The organism is Olleya sp. KKT75 (genome assembly GCF_055635485.1).
Window position 1 is genome coordinate 3,355,241 of record NZ_CM145759.1, and the last position, 16,016, is coordinate 3,371,256.

The following is a 16,016-nucleotide window of genomic DNA, read 5'->3' on the forward strand; positions in this document are numbered from 1 at the left end:
TAGCCTTGCTAAATTATGAAAAAGAAACCGATTGTAGCACCTACTAATTAAATTATCCTAACCAACCATCTCTATCTAGACTTCTATATTGTATGGCTTCGCTAATATGGCTCCCTAAAACGTCTTGACTTTCCTCTAAGTCAGCAATAGTTCTGGATACTTTTAAAATACGATCATAAGCTCTTGCAGAAAGATTTAAACGTTCCATTGCTGTTTTTAATAATTGTTTAGAAGCTTCTTCTAGTTTACAATACACCCTAATTTGTTTGGTAGACATTTGTGCATTATAATGTACGTTCTCAAATGTTTCAAAACGGGTGGTTTGTATTTTTCGGGCTTTAGTCACCCGTTTTCTTATGTCTACAGATGATTCGCCTTTACGTTCTTCAGATAATTTTTCAAAAGGTACCGGTGTAACTTCTATATGTATATCTATTCTATCTAAAAGTGGACCTGAGATTTTACTTAAATAGCGTTGCATTTCGGCTGGACTACTGGTTATAGGAGAATCTGGGTCGTTAAAATAACCACTAGGACTAGGATTCATACTAGCCACCAACATAAAAGATGAGGGATACGTAACTGTAAATCTAGCTCTAGAAATAGTCACCTCTCTATCCTCTAAAGGTTGTCGCATAACTTCTAAAACACCTCGTTTAAATTCTGGTAATTCGTCTAAAAACAACACCCCATTATGAGATAACGATATTTCTCCTGGTTGTGGATACGCCCCACCACCAACTAAAGCGACGTCGCTAATAGTATGATGCGGACTTCTAAATGGTCTTTGAGACATTAAACCGGTGTCTTTAACACGTCCCACGACACTATGTATTTTTGTAGTTTCTAAAGCTTCATGTAAGGTCATTGGAGGCAATATGCTAGGCAAACGTTTGGCTAACATTGTTTTTCCTGCACCTGGAGGACCAATTAAGATTATGTTATGTCCGCCTGCTGCTGCAATTTCCATGCAACGTTTAATACTTTCTTGACCACGTACATCGCTAAAATCGAATTCAGGAAAATCTAAGTTCTTTTCAAACTCTTCTCGTGTATTAATGATGGTTTGTTCTAAAGGCTGACCCTTATCAAAATATTTAATGACTTGACTAATATTTTCTACACCATACACTTCCAATCCGTCAACAATCGCAGCTTCCTTTACATTTTGGATAGGTAATATAAAACCTTTATAACCTTCCTCTCTTGCTTTAATTGCAATTGGCAAAGCCCCTTTAATAGGTTGTAAGCTTCCATCTAAGGATAATTCTCCCATGATTAAGAAGTCTTCTAAATTGTCTGCTGCAATTTGTTTAGACGCGGTTAAAATACCCATTGCCAACGTCAAGTCATAAGCAGAACCTTCTTTACGAAGGTCTGCTGGTGACATATTGATAATTATCTTTTTTCCAGGAATTTTATAACCATTGTTTTGTAGCGCTGCCGCAATCCTAAAATTACTTTCTTTAATCGCATTATCCGGTAGTCCAACAAGATGGTAGCCGATACCACTATCTATATTAACTTCTACTGTTATTGTCGTAGCCTCAACGCCAAAGACCGCACTTCCAAAAACTTTTCTTAGCATAAAATGGTTGGTTTAGATACTAAAAGTAGGAAAAAGATTCAAGACATTACTTTAAAACTGAAAACTCTATTGCAGAATCGTTATAAACTTTGTGTGTTTGCGCTTTAAAATCAGATGCTTTAGCTTCAAATATATTATCAACGTACGTTTGTGGATTGATATCTATGTAAGGGAAAAATGTACTTTGTACTTGTACTTGTATTTTGTGTCCTTTTTTAAAAGTGTGTAACACATCTTGCAACGTAATATTTACAGCAGTTTTTTGATTTGGAACAAATGGTTCTGGATTAGTCATACTATTTCTAAAACGTCCACGCATGGTTTCGCTTCTAATTAGCATGTGGTAATTACTTAATTTTAAGTGGTCTTGTACGTCTTCAGTATTTTCTGTGTCAGCAGGAAAAACATCAATAACCTTAACAATCCAATCTGCAGAACTACCGGTTGTAGACACCTGTAGTTTAGCTAAAATATCTCCTGCCAAAGTCACATCGTTTTCTAAAACTTCAGTTTCAAAAGTTAAAACATCAGGACGTCTTGAAGCAAAACGTTGATCGTCCGTCATAAATTTACGTGGTGTAAATACTACTTTAACATCTTCTGTGTATGGTACAGGCTTTTTTGGATCACTAATAAAATCGCTAGTCGCTATCATACGATTTGCTTTTTGCGTTAAACGTTGATCTGGCTGCATAAAATAGTTTTCTTTAACGCTATTTTCTGGTGGCCAAGCCGTAAAATCTGACCATTGTTTGGTTCCTGTATTAAAAAAGTGAGCTTCTGGTAAATCCACTGTACCATCTGCTTTTTCTTTTAGGAAATGGTTAAAGAATTTAGTTTCGATATTCTTCTGAAAGTAATCAGAGATACTATCTCCAAAATGAATATTACCGACTACTTGACGGTCATTACTTCTTGCCCAATCCCCATGACTCCAAGGTCCAAAGACAACACCGTTATAGTTTTTACTATTTTTTTCAATAGACTTATACGTATTAAATGGTCCGTATAAATCCTCTGCATCAAATAAACCTCCTACGACTAGCGTCGCTGGTTTAATATCTTTTAAATGTTGTAGAATTCCTCTACTCTGCCAGAATTCATCATAATTTGGATGGCTTTGAATTTGATTCCAAAAGACATTATCACCTTTAAAATATGAATTTAAATTGCTAAGTGGTCCTGCATCTAAAAAGAATTGGTACTGATCTTCTGTTCCTAGTTTTGGAAACTCATACCAAGATTCTGTTGTTGGTTTATCTTTCATGTAACCAAATAGGGTCGTTGCTCTCCAATAACTTAACAAAAAAGCACCGTTATGGAAAAAATCATCAAAAAAGAAATCACTAATACAAGCTTGAGGAGAAGCTGCTTTTAAAGCAGGATGGCCCGATAATGTAGAATAAGTCGCATAAAACCCAGGATAAGAAATTCCCCAAGTCCCCACATTACCATTAGTATTATCTACATTATTTACTAACCAATCTATAGTGTCATACGTATCACTAGCTTCGTCAAATTGTTTGCCTGTTTTATTTGGTATAAACGGTCTCATGTTATCATAAACCCCTTCACTATTCCAACGTCCTCTAACGTCTTGATAAACTATAATATTACCCTCTCTCATTAAATATTGATTAGGTCCTATCTTTGATTTAAACTCGGCATCTCCATAAGGCCTGCAACTGTAAGGTGTACGTTGCATTAAAATTGGATACTGTTTAGAAGTATCTTTAGGCGAATAAATAGTGGTATGTAATTTTACACCATCACGCATAGCAATAGAGACTTCTTTTTTATTATAATGTTCTGCTACAATAAAAGTGTCTTTTACTTTTCCCGTGGTAGTGGTGTCTAATTTTAGTTGGTCTTTACAAGACGAAAATACTAGCGTTATGGCTAATAAAAGAAGGATACGTTTCATTAATTTTTGATTTAAAAAAACTAAAGATAGGTATTTTATTACTAAACTGAAACTAGAGCTGTACGCTATAAATTAGTAATAAACTGAAGCATTCGTTTTTCCGAATAATAGGTGTTTTGTTCATCATAAAAACCAACATGTCCACCATATTTAGGCATTTCTAAATAAAAATTAGCATTTTGTTCTGCTTCTTGAATCGGGTAACATTCTTTTGATAAAAAAGAATCGTTTTGTGCATTTATCAGTAAAGTAGGAATTGAAATGTGTTTTAAATACTGCAGACTACTAGCTTGTTCATAATAATCATAAGCATCTTTAAAACCATGCGCTATTGAAGTATATACATCATCAAAATCTTTTAGAGTTTTTACAGCACTCAAATCTTGATTGTTTATTTTTTGAGGAAACAACTGTTGTTTCTCTACTAGTTTACTTCTCAAATTTCTTAGAAACTTCTTTGAATACACATAGTTTTTAGAGGACATTAGTTGTTCTAAAGATCCTTTTAAATATACAGGAACAGATACTGTTACTGCTGCTTTAATTTGTTTTGGTAAATCTGATGTTTCACCTAAATACTTTAAAATAACATTACCACCCAAGCTAAATCCATTTAGGTAGATTGTATCATAATCAAACTGAGTCGTAATGTGTTTTATAACTGAAGCTAAGTCGTCCGTCTTTCCTGAATGGTAAGATTGAAAGGTTTTGTTTACCTCGCCACTACACCCTCTAAAATTAACACAAACCGCATCCATATTGTTTTGGTTAGCCATTTTAGCAGATCCTAGCATATAATGGCGTTGTGCATTACCTTCTAAACCGTGTAAAACCACTAGTAGTTGTTTAGTCTTATTACCAGCATAACTCCAATCTAAGTCTATAAAATCAGTATCTAGTAAAGTAATACGTTCTCGCTTTTGAGTTACGCCTTCTACTTTACGTAATACACCTGAATAAATCGTTGAAATATGCCCATTTCTGAACATAAATTTAGGTTTATATGTGGATTTTAGGATTGGCATTTAATGGTTGTTTTTTTATTTTTAAAAATTCTGTCACATTGTGTGCACTCAAAATGCTAAAAAACTTAAGTTTTTCGACTGCGCTCAAAATGACAATTGTTTAGCTAGTATATAAACACTAAACCTCTAAACTAGTAAACTCAAATTTTCCACCATCAAACAAGCCTTTATCACTCAATTTTAGTGAAGGAATAACTAATAATGCCATAAAAGACAAGGTCATGTAAGGTGCATTTAATGTTGTCCCCAATTGTTTAGCAAACGCATCCAATTCCGCGTAAGCGTGCCCAATAGTTTCGGCATTTTTATCGCTCATAATTCCAGCAACAGGAAGCGATACTATTTTTTGATCAGTATCAGACACCGCGCAAATACCACCTTTATTTTCAATTATTAAATTAACTGCTTTACAAATGGCTTCGTCGCTAACACCTACCGCAATTATATTGTGAGAATCATGTCCCACAGAACTTGCAATGGCACCTTCTTTTAAACCAAAGTTTTTAATAAACGCTAACGCTGGCTCGTCGTTTTTATAACGGTTAACTACTGTCATTTTTAAGACATCAGTAACTGTGTTTGATACTAAATTTCCGTTTAAGATTGTTGCTTCTTCAATTAATTGATTAGTTACCAACTGTCCTTCTAAAGCTTCAATAACGCGTATTTGTTTAGCTGTACTTTCGACTTTAAAGTCTTCAATCGTTTTAATTTCAGTATCAAAATTATTAAGATTTTCAAAATCTACGTGCTTAATTAAAGACGTTCCATTGTCAAACACTAACTCACCATTTATATACGTTTGTAATGTTTTAAAATCTTTTAAATCTTCAACAATAATAAAATCTGCAACATCATCTTTTTGTAATAATCCAACATCTAAATTATAATGTTTTACAGGATTGACACAAGCTACTTGCAGCACTTTAAACACATCAATATCTTTTGCTACTGCTCTAGCGCAAAGAGCGTTTATATGGTTTAATAATAAATCGTCAGGATGCTTATCGTCACTACAAAACATCATGTTTTGATAATGCTCAGGTAATAAATCGATTAAAGCTTCAAAGTTTTTAGCAGCACTACCTTCTCTAATCAAGATTTTCATTCCCTTTTGAAGCTTTTCTAATGCCTCATCATAGGTAAAACATTCGTGATCTGTGCTAATTCCTGCATTGATATATTTAGTAACGTCATCACCTCTTAAACCTGGTGCGTGACCATCTACGGGTTTATTATAGTGTTTTGCCCACGCTATTTTTTTAAGTACTTCCTCATCATCAAACAACACGCCAGGGTAATTCATCATTTCGGCTAGATACTTAATATCTGGATTAGCCATAAGCGTTTTAATGTCATCAGAATCTATAACTGCTCCAGCCGATTCAAAAGTAGTTGCTGGTACACAACTTGGTGCTCCAAAATTGAATTTAAACGGTGTCTTCTTACCGTTATCAATCATAAACTCCACTCCCGCGACACCTAATACATTGGCAATTTCATGCGGATCACTAACGGTAGACACTGTACCATGTTTAACTGCTATTTTAGCAAACTCTGATGGTACTAACATCGAGCTTTCAATATGTATATGTGAGTCTACAAAACCTGGTAAAATATAATGTTTTACATCGTGTTCTTTTTCTGTGATAGATTGTATTTTACCTGAATCCACAGTGATTTCTCCACTAAAAATACGTTTATTTTGTATGTCTACTATTTGTCCTTGTATTGTTTTCATGTTGTACTATATAACAGTAAAAAAATCCTGCAATTGCAGGATTTTTTATTTATTTTTTAAAATTTTCTAATCCCTCTTTCAGCCATTCAAGATACTCGTCTGCACTTGGCGTATATGCAGTTGTATGATTTAAAAGTTCCATTTTATCATTAACCAAAACATAGAATGGTTGCGAATTATTTTGGAAATTTAAAGTTTGTAATGTTGCCCACTTGTCCCCAATGGTCTTGATGTTTTTTAAATTACCATTGGCTTTAACAAATTTAAATTGTTCCTCTTTTGGTAATTCTTTTCGGTCATCCACATATAAAGATACAATAATGTATTCGTCTTTTAAGATTTGATAAATAGCATCTTGACTCCACACTTGTTCTTCCATTTTTCTACAGTTGACACATGCCCAACCTGTAAAATCTAACATGATTGGCTTATTTTCTTCTTTTGCTGCTGCAAGACCTTGGTCTATATCTTTATAACAATTTAAACCTAACGGACAATCGCTATCTTTTTCATAAAGACTATATGGTAAAGGTGGTGGGAAACCACTCAATAATTTTAAGTTAGCATATTTTGTATTAGTCAATCCAGGAATTAAATAAATAACAAATGCTCCCACTAGTACAGCAAATGATATGCGACTAAAGCTTAACTTTTTTAGTGGACTATCATGCGGAAACTTAATTTTTCCTAATAAATAAAGTAATAGACCTATCCCAATTATAATCCAAATACCGATAAATACTTCACGCTTTAAAAGTCCCCAATGTTTAACTAAATCTGCATTTGATAAAAACTTAAATGCCATCCCTAATTCTAAGAATCCTAAAACTACTTTAACTGAATTTAACCAACCTCCAGATTTAGGTAATGAATTTAACCATTTTGGAAACATTGCAAATAATGTAAACGGTAAAGCTAAAGCTAATCCAAAACCGCTCATTCCGGCTGTTAATTGCATAGCGCCACCATCACTTGTTAGCGAGCCTGCTAATAATGACCCCAAAATAGGACCAGTACAAGAAAAAGATACAATTGCTAAGGTCAACGCCATAAAAAAGATACCGATAAAACCACCAATTCTAGACGATGTTTCATCCATTTTATTTCCCCATGATGCAGGTAAAGTAATCTCGTAAAATCCAAAGAATGAAAATGCGAAAAAGCCTAAAATCAAAAAGAAAATAATATTTAACGTCACATTAGTAGATATCGTGTTTAGTATTTCTGGATTTAATGAATCTAAAAAGTGAAATGGCAATGATAATAACACATATATGATTAAAATAAAAAGCCCATAAATGATCGCGTTAGCTAATCCCTTTTGAGAATTCTCAGCACTTTTTGTAAAAAATGAAACCGTTAAAGGTATCATTGGAAAGACACAAGGCGTTAATAAAGCTATTAAACCTCCAATAAATCCAAGGACAAATATTCCGAAGTTAGTCTCTTCTTTAACGTCTTCCTTTTTGTATTTATCCCAACCAGTAACACCTAAACTAAGTGCTCTTGATTTTTCTAAATCTTGTGGATCAATAGCTAAAGTCTCCACAAGACCTTGGCTTCCATCAAGATTGTTTATAAATTGAAATGTCGTTGGCGCCAAACATTTTTCGTCGTCACAAGCTTGATAATACGCTTCCGCCTCAATTTTTTTAATCGCAGGATTTAGTACTTGTATTTTTTGAGTGAAGATTGCTTGTTTTTCAAAATAAGTAACATCCATTGCAAACGCATTTTCATACTTTGTAATAGTTTGAGACTCCTCTAGCTTACCAATAGTCTTATAATCTTTATTCTCGTTATCCTTAAAAGTAATCTCAGTTGGAATAGGTCCCATTGGTTCCGTATTATTCTGAGAATAAATATGCCATTTGTCTTCTAACGTTGCTGTATAAACTAACTCATAATCAGTATCGTTTAACTTTTTTATTGAAGACGTCCATTTTACAGGATCAAATATTTTAGATTGCTTCTCTTCTTTTAACTGAAACGTTACAATTTCGCTTTCAAAAATACATTTTGTGTCATCACACGCTTGAAAACTAATTTCAGCCTCAATTGAAGAGATATTTGGATTTGTAACCTTTATTTTTTGAGTGAATGTTGCCGCATTATCAAAATAAGACAACTCCATTTGAAAGACTTTATCAAACTCAGTGATGCTCTCACTTTCCACAGCCTTACCAACTAACTCAAAATCTTTGTTTAAAACATCTTCCTGATAAAAAAACTCAGTAGGAATTGCGCCTCCTTCAGGTAACGTCTGAGAATAGACATGCCAATGGTTGTCAATTTTAGCATTATAAATCAAGTTGTATTCTGTGTCAGATATTTTCTCGACCTCAGTGGTCCATTTTACAGGATCTAACTGCGCATTTACAGTAAATGCTGTAATAAAAAACAGTATAAAAGCGGTTATATGCTTCATTTTGATAATTTAATTTTTAGTATTGATTTGGTTTGATTGGTTACTTTAAATCTATCATCTGCACGATGATTAATAACCCAAACAATTTTATCTTGACTACACAATAATAAAACCTTTTTCTTGTCTAACAAAGACAACTTTTGATCTTTAAAATATTTGCTAAGCTTCTTTTTACCTTGCATGCCAATAGGGTAAAAATAGTCTCCTTCTTCCCAATGTCTTACAGTTAATGGTAATTTTAACGTTTCTTTATCAATAAACACCGTGGAGGTGTCCAATTTTTCTATACTCTCTGTGGTTTCAAAAGACAAAACGCCTAACGACACATCTAACTCGTTTTTAAAATTAGTTATTAATACAGACCCTTCATTTTCATGCTGACTATCCTCCGTTTTTAATTCACTTAAAATTAAAGTCTCTCTATTTTTAAGTAATTGGTGCGTTGCAGAAAACACTTGCTTTCCACTTTGTGCGGTCAACAAATTAACAATATCTGTCCATTGGGTAAATCCGTAATCTTTAAATATTTCGAATAGATATGCTTTAGGATTACTAACTTTAATAAACTCCGAAATTTTATAACTTATTTGAGTATCATCAATATCAATTATTGCACGTTTTAAAACCGCTTGCACACTTTCTTCCACAATATCTGCTGTATCATTAAGATTATTTAATGTGTTTTTAAAATTGGTTAAAACATTGCTATTTAAAGATTTTAAAACCGGAATAACATCATGTCTTAACTTATTACGCAGGTATTTTGTAGATGCATTACTACTATCTTCTCTCCATTGTATTTGGTTTGAAACCGCAAAATCTTCGATAGTTTCTCTAGAAAATGGCAACAATGGTCTAACAATGTTTTCATTTATTTCCGGAATACCTTTTAAACCTTCTAAACCTGTTCCTCGAGTCAGATTAATTAAAAAAGTTTCTAAATTATCATCTGCATGATGAGCAGTTAAAATATAATCAAAACCCAACTGTGTTGCTAATTCCTGAAACCAATCATAACGCAATGTTCTTGCTGCCATTTGGATGGATTCTTTATTACTTTCGGCGTAAGCCTTAGTATCAAAACTTTCAGTAAACACTTCTAAATCTAAACTATTAGCTAGATTCAAAACAAATTTTTCGTCTCCATCGCTTTCAATACCTCGTAAATTAAAATTACAATGTGCCAATGTAATATCTAAACCAGATGTTTTACATAAATGCGTTAAAATAACACTGTCCAAACCTCCTGAAATAGCAAGTAATAGTTTGCTGTTTTTAAGAAAAGGAAGCGTATTGTTAATGTGATTTTGGAAGTGTTCTTTTAAGTTATAAGGCATAAGTAAAAAGGCATAAATTATACAGCCAACTTTTTTATTAAAGCGTTAAGCATTTTTTCTATTTGTAAAGACAAGTCATTGACATCATTTAAGTCATTACTTTTTAAAAACTCTAAATTAATTGCGATTTGTAACTGTGTTTGCATTTCGTATAATGATCCTCTAGAAATATTTAAAAATCGAACATACTCCTTAGTATAATTACGACCATAACCTTCTGCTATATTAGATGAAACAGAGACAGCACTTCTTTTTATTTGCGAAGTCAAGCCATATTTTCCATCTTCAGGAAACCCCTTCAATAAACGATAAACATGAGTTACCATGTCTACTGATTTTTGCCAAACTATCAAATCTCTATAACTCTTCATTTACCAAATTTACGTTTTTTTATACTAGCTTCTTTTCTTTCTAATTTAACCTTTAGCTAATATCTTATGCCTTTTTACTTATGCCTTTTGCCTAATTACCACCTTCTAAAACCGTCCTCATGGCTTTCGCTTTAAGCAAGCATTCTTCATATTCGTTTAAAGGATCTGATTTTGCAGTAATGGCGCCTCCAACTGAGTATGACACGTATTTATCACTGGCATTATATAAAATACTACGTATTACAACATTAAAGTCAAAGTCGCCTGTTGGCGAAATATAGCCGACTGCACCAGAATATAAACCGCGTTTGGTTTCTTCTAAAGTTTCAATAATTTTCATTGCCGAAATTTTTGGAGCTCCAGTCATACTTCCCATAGGAAACGTACTTTTAATAATATCTATTGGATGTGTGTTTTCTGCCACCTGAGAGGTTACTGTAGATATCATTTGATGTACTTGATCAAAGGTGTAAATCTTACATAACTCTTCAACCTTAACACTCCCTTTTGTTGCGGTTTGCGATAAGTCATTACGCACCAAATCTACAATCATCACGTTTTCACTACGCTCCTTTTGGTCCGTAACCAAGTTGTTTTTTAAAATAGAATCCAATATAAAATCGTCCTCACGTTTTGCGGTCCCTTTTATAGGTTGCGATATAATTTTAGTGCCTTCTTTTTTAATGTAACGCTCTGGTGACGCTGACATCAGATATTTATCATTTAGCTTTAAAAACGTCGCAAATGGTGGTTTTGAAATGGCATTAAGTTTATTATAAATCTCTAACGGATTTATAACGGTGTCCTCTGCATAAAACTCTTGACAAAAATTAGCTTCGTAAATATCACCTCGGTGTATGTGACTAAGCATGGTTTTTATCTTATCAAAATACGCGTCTTTTTCTATTCTCAGTTCAATTTTAATTGGGTCGTTTTCATTCGGCAAATTGTCACGTCGTTCATCCTTGTACTGACGTATTTGATTTAAATCCATTTCCACTTCATCATCAACCATTTTTAAATACTGCATTTCGACAGTATCACCTTTAATTAAAAAGATTTTTTTAGGTTGAAAAAAATACAAATCAGGAAATGCTAAACCATCATAATTAGCAGATTTTAAATGCTCTACATCATTTTTTAAATCGTAAGACAAATAACCAAAAACCCAGTCATTAGCTAACGTTTGGTATTCTTTAAACTGTTCAAACGCATTCTTATAATCCGTTTGAAACCCTGTAAAGGCATCCACAGCTAAAACGGCATCATAACTAGAATACTGTTGCTGATATTGGTTAGAATCTAGCCAAACGACATCGTCAAATTGTTGGCTCCAAGACAATAAATTTTGCTTGAAGTCCTCAGGATTAGTCAGTTTATGTTTTGTCGTTGTTCTCACTATAAAAATGTTGTGTAAAGTTAAACAGAAATGTTAAAAAAAACGAGTATTTTAGTCATGAGATTAAATATAAAACAGATGTTTGAACTATCAAATGAGGTATTAAAAATTTCGGTTAAACCGAAAGGCGCAGAATTATGTGAGATTGCTTCCGTAAAAAATGACAATCAGTTTATGTGGCATGCAGATCCTAACATTTGGGGCGGCTACGCACCTAATTTGTTTCCTATAATTGGTGCTTTAAAAAATGACAAATACACCTTTGAAGGCAAAACATACACATTACCAAAACATGGATTTACACGACATAGTGATGCTATTAAACTAATAGATCAAACCAAAAACAGTTTGACGTTTAGTTTAATGTACAATGATGACTTACTGAAACAGTTTCCTTTTAAGTTTGAATTTTTAATCACTTACACTTTAATTAATAACACGTTACATATAAATCACACGGTTAAAAATTTAGATAATCAAAGCATTTATTTTAGTATTGGCGGACATCCTGCTTTTAAATGTCCTGTTTATAAAGATGAAAATTATACCGATTACAACTTGGTTTTTGAGACTGACGAAACCGCTCAAACCTATTTGTTAAATATGGATAATGGTTTAGTTACCAATCAAACAAAACCTGCTTTTGACACTAAAAACAGCATCCAATTAAGACCCGATTTATTTACTAAAGATGCGCTTATTTTCAAGGATTTACAATCTAGACAGGTCGCTTTAGTTAGTAAAACTCATGGCGAAATACTAAATATGACCTTTAAAGACTTTAATTATTTAGGTATTTGGGCAAAACCAAACGCACCTTATGTTTGTATAGAACCTTGGTTAGGTATTGCTGATGCTGAAAACACATCACAAAAACTAACCGAAAAAGAAGGGATTATCAAATTACCACAAAACGAAACCTTTAATGCAAATTACAGTATACAAATACATGAGCATCATTTAGGGTAAACAAAATATTAGTAGTAATTTTGTAGGCTAAAATAATACGTTTTGAGCTTTAGAGATTTAAATTTAAATACCCCTTTATATAACGCAATTGACGACCTAGGTTTTACACAACCAACTCCAATACAAGCAGAAGCTTTTAATGTAGTTGCTAGTGGGGCAGATATGGTTGGTATTGCACAAACTGGTACAGGTAAAACTTTTGCCTACATGTTACCAATACTAAAAAACCTAAAATTTTCTAAGCAAGAAAACCCTCGTGTTTTAATTTTAGTACCTACTAGAGAATTAGTAGTACAAGTTGTTGATGAGATTGAAAAATTAGCAAAATATATAAACACACGTGTGCTTGGTGTTTATGGAGGAACAAACATTAACACACAAAAACAAGCAGTTGCACAAGGTCAAGATATTATTGTTGCAACGCCGGGACGTTTATATGATTTAGCGGTTAGTCGTGTACTACAACTTAAGTCTTTAGAGCGTCTAGTTATTGATGAAGTAGATGTTATGTTAGATTTAGGGTTTAGACATCAATTAATTAATATTTTTGATATCCTTCCGGAACGTAGACAAAACATTATGTTTTCTGCAACAATGACGGATGATGTTGACGCGTTAATTACAGATTTCTTTACTGCTCCTCAAAAAGTATCTATTGCAATTTCTGGTACGCCATTAGAAAATATATCACAAACAAAATACAGTGTTCCTAATTATTATACTAAACTTAATTTATTAGTACACTTATTTCAGGATGCTGAAACCTATAATAAAGCCTTAGTCTTTGTGTCTAACAAACGTATGGCTGATAGATTATTTGAAGCTTTAGACGAGTTTTTTAATGAAGAATTATGTGTTATACACTCTAACAAAACACAAAACTATAGATTACGTAGTATTGAGCAATTTAGAGAAGGTGTAAATCGTATTCTTGTTGCTACAGACGTTATGGCACGTGGTTTAGATATTGATAACGTATCACACGTATTTAACTTTGATACGCCAGATTATCCAGAAAACTACATGCACAGAATTGGTAGAACTGGTCGTGCAGAGCGCGAAGGGCAAGCCATTATCTTTTCTACAATAAAAGAACAAGAAGGCCTTGAAAAGATTGAGACATTAATGCAAATGGAAATTCCTGAATTACAAATTCCTAAGGAAGTTGTGATCTCTACGGAGTTGATTGAAGAAGAACGTACTGTAATTAAGGAACGTAACAATCCAACCAAACGAAAGGATATAGACGCACCTGGACCTGCTTTTCATGAAAAATCAGAAAAAAACAGTAAGGAAAACTTAGGGGGGAGTTATAAGTTTAAGATTGCTGCCAAATACAAGAAACCTAAAACTAGAGGAGATAAAAATTACAATAAACGTAATAATAAATAAAAAAAAAGCGAGCTATTTAGCTCGCTTTTTTTTTTGTGCTTTAAACATACTTTTATCTAACAACCAAAGTACTACACAAACAGTCAATTATAAAAGCGTATTAGCGTTCCCGTAGTCAATTAGTTAACTTTACGCATAGTTACATCTAAAACCAAAAACAATTCAATAATAAATAATTATAATAAATCAACTCTACCCTTAAAAATTATTTACATAAAAAAAGCGAACCAAATTGGTTCGCTTTTTTTTTAAATTTTATTTCCGCGAAAGCGGATTCTCAACTTAACTTTTAAACATGTAATGCCCTATCATCAGTTGCAGCTAAAGCAGCTTCTTTTACCGCTTCTGCAAATGTTGGATGTGCATGTGACATACGCGAAATATCTTCGGCAGATGCTCTAAATTCCATAGCTGTAACCGCTTCTGCAATTAAATCTGCACAACGTGCTCCAATCATGTGTACTCCTAATACTTCGTCCGTCTTTTTATCTGCAAGGATTTTTACAAATCCATCCAAGTCACCTCCTGCTCTAGCACGACCTAACGCTCTAAAAGGAAATTGACCAACTTTATAATCTACTCCAGATTCTTTTAACTCCTCTTCTGTTTTTCCAACAGCAGCAACTTCTGGCCATGTGTAAACAACACCAGGAATTAAGTTATAATCAATATGTGGTTTTTGACCTGCTAAAGTTTCAGCAACAAAAACACCTTCTTCTTCCGCTTTATGCGCTAACATTGCACCTTTTACAACATCTCCAATAGCGTAGATATTAGATACATTAGTTTGTAAGTGCTCATTAACTTCCACTTGACCTCTGTCTGTTAATTTTACACCTGCAGCTTCAGCATTTAAACCACCAGTAAAAGGCTTACGTCCAACAGATACTAAACAATAGTCTCCTTTAAACTCCACAACCTCTCCTTTTTTGTTTTCAGCTTTAACAATAACCTCATCTCCAGCACGCTCTACAGATTGCACTTTATGAGATAACATCATTTTAAATTTAGCCTTTTTAAAGACTTTATTTAACTCTTTAGACAATGCACCATCCATTGTTGGTAAGATTCTGTCTTGATACTCAATAACAGTAACCTCAGCACCTAAACGTCTGTAAACTTGACCTAATTCTAAACCAATAACACCACCACCAATCACAATCATGTGTTTAGGGATTTCTTTTAGTTTTAAAGCTTCAGTAGATGTAATTATACGTTCTTTATCTAAAGTAATAAATGGTAAACTTGACGGCTTACTTCCTGTAGCAATAATGGTGTTTTTTGCTTCAATTACAGTTGTTTCTTCACCTTCAATAGTAATGTGAGTAGCATCTTTAAAACTTCCAACTCCAGTAAAAACATCAATGTTGTTTTTCTTCATTAAAAAGTCAACACCACCAGTTGTTTGATCCACAACTGCTTGCTTACGACCAATCATTTTTTCTAAATTTACTTTGATTTCACCCGGAATTTCAATTCCGTGATCTTCAAAGTGTTTAGTTGCTTCTTCATAGTGATGTGAAGAGGCTAATAATGCTTTACTTGGTATACATCCAACATTTAAACATGTACCACCTAAAGTAGAATATTTTTCAATAATTGCAGTTTTCATTCCTAATTGTGCGCAACGTATTGCTGCTACATATCCACCAGGTCCTGAACCGATAATTGCTACGTCGTATTGACTCATATATTTTATTTTTTCGCTTTCGCGGAAATTATTAATTGTTACTTTCTATAACAAAAGTACAATTTTGTGTGATTATTTACTAACGACTTAAAGCTAATTTTATAATAATATAGACAAATGAAAACCATATGTGGTATTCACTTTTAAATCAG

At 33.2% G+C, this 16,016-nt stretch carries 11 protein-coding genes; 2 read left to right on the forward strand and 9 right to left on the reverse strand.

Annotated features, from left to right (window positions below):
* Positions 1–52: 52 nt before the first annotated feature.
* From ACZ2G2_RS15015 to ACZ2G2_RS15050, 8 genes are all read right to left on the reverse strand, one after another.
* A complete protein-coding gene (locus ACZ2G2_RS15015) occupies positions 53–1,588 on the reverse strand; it encodes a YifB family Mg chelatase-like AAA ATPase (protein ID WP_470393077.1) in 1,536 nt (511 codons plus the stop codon).
* A 46-nt stretch (positions 1,589–1,634) separates the two neighbouring features.
* Positions 1,635–3,512 (reverse strand): CocE/NonD family hydrolase, encoded by a 1,878-nt coding sequence (locus tag ACZ2G2_RS15020; RefSeq protein WP_470393079.1) that lies wholly within the window; start codon positions 3,510–3,512, stop codon positions 1,635–1,637.
* A 65-nt stretch (positions 3,513–3,577) separates the two neighbouring features.
* Complete coding sequence (locus ACZ2G2_RS15025; RefSeq protein WP_470393080.1) at positions 3,578–4,537, reverse strand: YheT family hydrolase; 960 nt, start codon at positions 4,535–4,537, stop codon at positions 3,578–3,580.
* Between the two features lie 118 nt (positions 4,538–4,655).
* On the reverse strand, positions 4,656–6,278 hold the full coding sequence (ade, locus tag ACZ2G2_RS15030) for an adenine deaminase (RefSeq protein WP_470393082.1): 1,623 nt from the start codon (positions 6,276–6,278) through the stop codon (positions 4,656–4,658).
* A 49-nt stretch (positions 6,279–6,327) separates the two neighbouring features.
* Positions 6,328–8,706 carry a protein-disulfide reductase DsbD family protein gene (locus ACZ2G2_RS15035; protein ID WP_470393084.1) on the reverse strand — a complete coding sequence of 793 codons (2,379 nt, stop codon included), beginning with the start codon at positions 8,704–8,706 and terminating at the stop codon, positions 6,328–6,330.
* Positions 8,703–10,043, reverse strand: coding sequence for a tRNA lysidine(34) synthetase TilS (gene tilS / locus ACZ2G2_RS15040; RefSeq protein ID WP_470393086.1), 1,341 nt, complete (start codon positions 10,041–10,043; stop codon positions 8,703–8,705). The genes ACZ2G2_RS15035 and tilS overlap by 4 nt, the downstream gene beginning before the upstream one ends.
* Positions 10,044–10,060: 17 nt before the next feature.
* Positions 10,061–10,414: a four helix bundle protein gene (locus ACZ2G2_RS15045; RefSeq protein WP_470393088.1), complete on the reverse strand. Its 354-nt coding sequence runs from the start codon at positions 10,412–10,414 to the stop codon at positions 10,061–10,063.
* A 91-nt stretch (positions 10,415–10,505) separates the two neighbouring features.
* Entirely contained in the window at positions 10,506–11,813 is a 1,308-nt protein-coding gene (locus ACZ2G2_RS15050; RefSeq protein WP_470393090.1) for an anthranilate synthase component I family protein, read from the reverse strand.
* Positions 11,814–11,870: 57 nt separating this feature from the next.
* Between ACZ2G2_RS15050 and ACZ2G2_RS15055 the strand changes: the two genes are divergently transcribed.
* The gene (locus ACZ2G2_RS15055) at positions 11,871–12,782 is read left to right on the forward strand and encodes an aldose 1-epimerase family protein (protein WP_470393091.1); all 912 of its coding nucleotides are present in this window, start codon (positions 11,871–11,873) and stop codon (positions 12,780–12,782) included.
* Between the two features lie 42 nt (positions 12,783–12,824).
* Entirely contained in the window at positions 12,825–14,174 is a 1,350-nt protein-coding gene (locus ACZ2G2_RS15060; protein ID WP_101202571.1) for a DEAD/DEAH box helicase, read from the forward strand.
* A gap of 289 nt (positions 14,175–14,463) precedes the next feature.
* Here ACZ2G2_RS15060 and lpdA read toward each other — a convergent pair whose 3' ends face one another.
* On the reverse strand, positions 14,464–15,864 hold the full coding sequence (gene lpdA, locus ACZ2G2_RS15065) for a dihydrolipoyl dehydrogenase (RefSeq protein WP_470393092.1): 1,401 nt from the start codon (positions 15,862–15,864) through the stop codon (positions 14,464–14,466).
* Positions 15,865–16,016: the final 152 nt, after the last annotated feature.

What these genes read in the sequence shown, in the direction of transcription:
- ade (WP_470393082.1), bottom strand. Translation starts at nt 6,278, where the DNA reads ATGAAAACAATACAAGGACAAATAGTAGACATACAAAATAAACGTATT.
- ACZ2G2_RS15020 (WP_470393079.1), bottom strand. Translation starts at nt 3,512, where the DNA reads ATGAAACGTATCCTTCTTTTATTAGCCATAACGCTAGTATTTTCGTCT.
- lpdA (WP_470393092.1), bottom strand. Translation starts at nt 15,864, where the DNA reads ATGAGTCAATACGACGTAGCAATTATCGGTTCAGGACCTGGTGGATAT.
- ACZ2G2_RS15025 (WP_470393080.1), bottom strand. Translation starts at nt 4,537, where the DNA reads ATGCCAATCCTAAAATCCACATATAAACCTAAATTTATGTTCAGAAAT.
- tilS (WP_470393086.1), bottom strand. Translation starts at nt 10,043, where the DNA reads ATGCCTTATAACTTAAAAGAACACTTCCAAAATCACATTAACAATACG.
- ACZ2G2_RS15015 (WP_470393077.1), bottom strand. Translation starts at nt 1,588, where the DNA reads ATGCTAAGAAAAGTTTTTGGAAGTGCGGTCTTTGGCGTTGAGGCTACG.
- ACZ2G2_RS15045 (WP_470393088.1), bottom strand. Translation starts at nt 10,414, where the DNA reads ATGAAGAGTTATAGAGATTTGATAGTTTGGCAAAAATCAGTAGACATG.
- ACZ2G2_RS15055 (WP_470393091.1), top strand. Translation starts at nt 11,871, where the DNA reads ATGAGATTAAATATAAAACAGATGTTTGAACTATCAAATGAGGTATTA.
- ACZ2G2_RS15035 (WP_470393084.1), bottom strand. Translation starts at nt 8,706, where the DNA reads ATGAAGCATATAACCGCTTTTATACTGTTTTTTATTACAGCATTTACT.